Source organism: Streptomyces sp. URMC 124 (assembly GCF_051386455.1).
Lineage (GTDB): Bacteria > Actinomycetota > Actinomycetes > Streptomycetales > Streptomycetaceae > Streptomyces.
Map to the genome: position 1 here is coordinate 1 of NZ_JBPQTS010000274.1, position 3928 is coordinate 3928.

Below are 3928 nucleotides of genomic sequence, written 5' to 3' on the forward strand. Positions count from 1 at the left end.
GCGGGCGGGGCTCGCGGCCCGGCCCGTGGAGGGCTTCGGGCCCGCCGAGTTCGACCGCGCGGTCTACCGGGCGCTCGGCCGCACCGAGCGCTGGGCGCCCCTCGGCGACGGGCTGCACGCCTACCTGCGCGAGGGCACGGTCGGCGGCCTGCGCCCCGCGGCCCCCTTCGACGGCCCGGACTCCCGTACGTACGAGGCCGCCAACCGCACCGTGAAGTGCGCCGACGGGCCCGGGCCCGCACCCGGGCGGGTGGTCGCCGACCTGCGCCGGCTGCGCCGCCTCGACCCGCTGCCCGTCCTGACCGGCATCGAGGCCTCGGCCTGCGCCTACTGGCACCACCGCCCCGCCCGCCGCACGCGGCTCGGCGGCCCCGCCGCCGCCCCGGCCCTGCTCGTCGCCTCGCAGCACGACCCGGTCACACCGGTCGAGGGGGCCCGGGCCCTGCAGCGCACCCTGCCCGGATCCCGGCTGGTCACGCTGGAGAACGATTACTCGCACGGCGTCTTCGCGAGCCGGGGCAACGCGTGCGTGGACGACGCCGTCGCCGCCTATCTGGTGGACGGCACGCTGCCCGGCGGGGATCTGCGCTGCCAGGGTCCGGGCCTGCCGCACACCCCTTGACGGCCGTGGTGTTACGTATAACTATGCCTTCGTGATCTCACCCACGAGAGCGTCAGCGCCTGTCATGGCGGCCCGGTGTCCGAGGAGTTCGACGAACGGCGAGGCCCGCCCATGAGCTACGCGGACCTGCTGCGCGGCCCCCACGTGACCCGGCTGCTCCTGGGCACCCTCGTCGGGCGGCTGCCGAGCGCGATGGCCTCCGTCGCCGTACCGCTGGCGCTGCGTCAGGCGGGCGCCTCGTACGGGTTCGTGGGCGTGGCCGTGGGGGTGTTCGCCATCGCCTCCGCGATCGGCGGCCCGCTGCTGGGCCGCCTCGTGGACCGGGCGGGCCAGCCGCTCGTCCTGCTGCCCACCGCGCTCGTGGCGGCCGTGGGCTTCGCCGTCGTGGCGCTCGCACCCGGCAACCGCACGGCCGTCCTGGCCGGTGTCGCGCTCGCCGGAGCGGCCACGCCGCCGCTGGAGCCGTGCCTGCGGGCCCTGTGGCCGGACATCGTCGCGCCGGGGAAGCTGGAGGCGGCCTACGCCCTGGACTCCGCCTCGCAGGAACTGGTCTTCGTCGGCGGGCCCCTGGTGGTGGCCGGCGGCGTGGCCGTCGCCTCGCCCGGGGCGGCGCTGTGGGCGGGCGCGCTCCTGGGCATCGCCGGGGTGCTCGTGGTCGCCACCGCCCCGCCCGCCCGGGTCTGGAAGGCGCCCGCCCGCTCCGGCGACTGGCTCGGCCCGCTGCGCAGCCGCGGCCTGGTCGTGCTGCTCACCGGCCTCACGGGCGCGGGCGTCGCCATCGGCACGCTCAACGTCCTCGTCGTCCACTACGCGGAGGACCACCGCCTGCCCGGCGGCGCCCCCACCCTCCTCGCGCTCAACGCCCTCGGTGCGCTGATCGGCGGGCTGGCCTACGGGGCCGTGCACCACTGGCGGGTGGCGCCGCCGCGCCGGACGCTCCTGCTCATGCTGGGCCTCACGGCCGGGTACGGGCTGCTGTGCCTGCTGCCCGCGCCGCCGCTCATGGCCGGCCTGATGATCCTCACCGGGCTGTTCCTGGCGCCCGTGCTCACCGTCGTCTTCGTGCTCGTGGGCGAGCTCGCTCCGGCGGGCACCGTCACCGAGGCGTTCGCCTGGCTGGTGACCCTGATGACGGCGGGCGTGGCGCTGGGATCGGCCGTCGTCGGCACGGTGCTGGAGACGGCCGGCCCCACGTGGGCCGCGTCGTGCGGGGTCGCGGGGCTCGCCGTGGGCGCCCTGGTGATCCTGGCCGGGCAGGCGCACCTGGTCCCGGCGGCGCGGGAGGAGGCCGAGGAGGCACCCGCCCGCGCCGTCTGACCGGACCTCAGCTCTCGGCCGCCGCCTCCGTGCGGGCCGCCCAGCGCTGTTCGACCTTGCCGAAGCGCCAGTAGCCGAGGGCCGCCGCCCACACGACCACGAACAGGCCGACGATGACGAAGCCCACGTTGTCGAGGTTCAGGCCGGCGATCCAGCCGGTCACCGCGTCGTCCAGGTCCAGCTTCTCGTGCAGGACGCCGACCAGTTCGATGGTGCCGATGAGGAAGGCGACGGCGATGGACAGGCCGGTGATCGTGAGGTTGTAGTAGACCTTGCGGACCGGGTTGGAGAACGCCCACTGGTAGGCGAAGTTCATGAACGTGCCGTCGAGCGTGTCGAACAGGCTCATGCCGGCGGCGAACAGCAGCGGCAGGCACACGATCGCGTACCACGGCAGGCCCGCGGCGGCGCCGCTGCCCGCCATCACCATCAGCGTGACCTCGGTGGCGGTGTCGAAGCCGAGCCCGAAGAGGAAGCCCAGGGGGTACATCTGCCCGGGGCGGGTGATGGAGCGCGTGAAGCGGCCGAGGATGCGGTTCATGAAGCCGCGCGAGTCCAGGTGCTGCTCCAGCTCGGCCTCGTCGTAGCGGCCCTCGCGCATGGCGCGGAAGATGCGCAGGATGCCCGCGAGGGCGACGAGGTTGAGCGCGGCGATGAGGTAGAGGAAGCCGCCGGAGACCGTGGTGCCGACGACACCGAGGGTCTGGTGGGTCGTGGACTCCTCGTCCATCAGCCGCCCGGCGAGCTGGGTGCCGCCCGCCACCAGGGCGGCCATCGCGACGACGACGCTGGAGTGGCCGAGGGCGAACCAGAAGCCGACGGAGACCGGCCGCTTGCCGTCCGCCATCAGCTTGCGGGTGGTGTTGTCGATGGCGGCGATGTGATCGGCGTCGAAGGCGTGCCGCATGCCGAGGGTGTAGGCGGTGATGCCGAGCCCGACCCCGTAGACCTTGGAGCCGACGGTGTAGTGGTGGGGGACGACGAGCAGGTAGAGCACGCCGAACGCGACGACGTGCAGGGCGGCTATGACGGCCAGCAGGCCGGCGGTCCGCACGGTGTCCTCGCGGCGCCAGCGGAAGGCGGGCGCGGGACCGGGACCGGAACCGGGAAAGGGGGCGGCAGGTGAATCAGTGGGACGGGACATGGTGGGTTGAACGCTCCAGCACCTCGTGGACCATTGGCGAGATGCCGTGGCCGGTCTCCTGGCTTACGGGTCCGTGCGCGTCCGTCCCCGCCTTCCCGGCAGCCGGCTGCGGCCAGTGGCTCCGCGCGCCGTGGGGGAGCGCGCGGAACGGGACGGTCACTCCCCGATCACAGTGGCGAGGGCCGCTCCGGACTGGGACCCCTGAAGGTCCGTCACCGGTCTTCCCGAACACCACGGCCGGGCCACCCTAGCGGTTGTGCACACTTTCTGCAGTTGCACATCTCTCGCAATCGAGCGGTCGCCACCGGCCGCTCCGCCCGCTACCGTCCCGGCTCCCCCAGCGACCGCCCGCCGAAGTCCTGCCCGCCGTCGGCCGCCCGCCGCCACCACTCCTCCAGCGCGCCCTGGTCCAGCGCGTCCCAGGCGGGCGCGGCCTGCACCTGCGCCCTGCCCAGCCTGCGGCCGAGGTCGACCACGGCCCGGCCGGCCGGGGCCCGCGCGGCGTCGTACGCGGCCACGGCCTCGTCCGGGCTCCCGGCCGACACCAGGCAGCGCTCCAGCACCGTGGCGTCCTGCAGCGCCTTGACCGCCCCGCTGCCCGAGTGCGGCCGGGCGACCGCCGCCGCGTCGCCCACGAGCACGAGCCGGCCCTCCCCGTAGCGCGGCACGCACAGGTCGTAGACGGGCTGGACGTACGTGGCGTCGTGCGGGGTGCGCCGGACGAGCTCCTGCCAGTAGGGCGGGAAGTGCGCGTCGACGACGGCGCGGTGCTGCGCGGTCAGCCCGCCGGGCACCCGGCTCGGCGGGAGACCGGCCGCGGCGTCCAGGGACAGGGCGTGGGCGGG

General features: G+C 75.1%; 4 protein-coding genes and 1 riboswitch. Of the genes, 2 read left to right on the forward strand and 2 right to left on the reverse strand.

The window, feature by feature from the left end; genetic code table 11:
* A partial coding sequence (locus tag ACSNOG_RS32000; protein WP_436756207.1) for an alpha/beta hydrolase occupies positions 1-622 on the forward strand: 622 nt, incomplete at its 5' end.
* 75 nt (positions 623-697) lie between these two features.
* Positions 698-1939 (forward strand): MFS transporter, encoded by a 1242-nt coding sequence (locus ACSNOG_RS32005; protein WP_436756208.1) that lies wholly within the window; start codon positions 698-700, stop codon positions 1937-1939.
* A 7-nt stretch (positions 1940-1946) separates the two neighbouring features.
* Here the strand turns inward: ACSNOG_RS32005 and ACSNOG_RS32010 are convergent, their stop codons facing one another.
* The gene (locus ACSNOG_RS32010; protein WP_436756209.1) at positions 1947-3083 is read right to left on the reverse strand and encodes a HoxN/HupN/NixA family nickel/cobalt transporter; all 1137 of its coding nucleotides are present in this window, start codon (positions 3081-3083) and stop codon (positions 1947-1949) included.
* 31 nt (positions 3084-3114) lie between these two features.
* Positions 3115-3334, reverse strand: a riboswitch (cobalamin riboswitch).
* A gap of 69 nt (positions 3335-3403) precedes the next feature.
* On the reverse strand, positions 3404-3928 hold a 525-nt coding region (locus ACSNOG_RS32015; protein WP_436756210.1), incomplete at its 5' end, for an FAD-dependent monooxygenase.

Bases quoted from the DNA above. Each gene is read 5' to 3' on its own strand.
- ACSNOG_RS32010 (WP_436756209.1), bottom strand. From the start codon at position 3,083: ATGTCCCGTCCCACTGATTCACCTGCCGCCCCCTTTCCCGGTTCCGGT.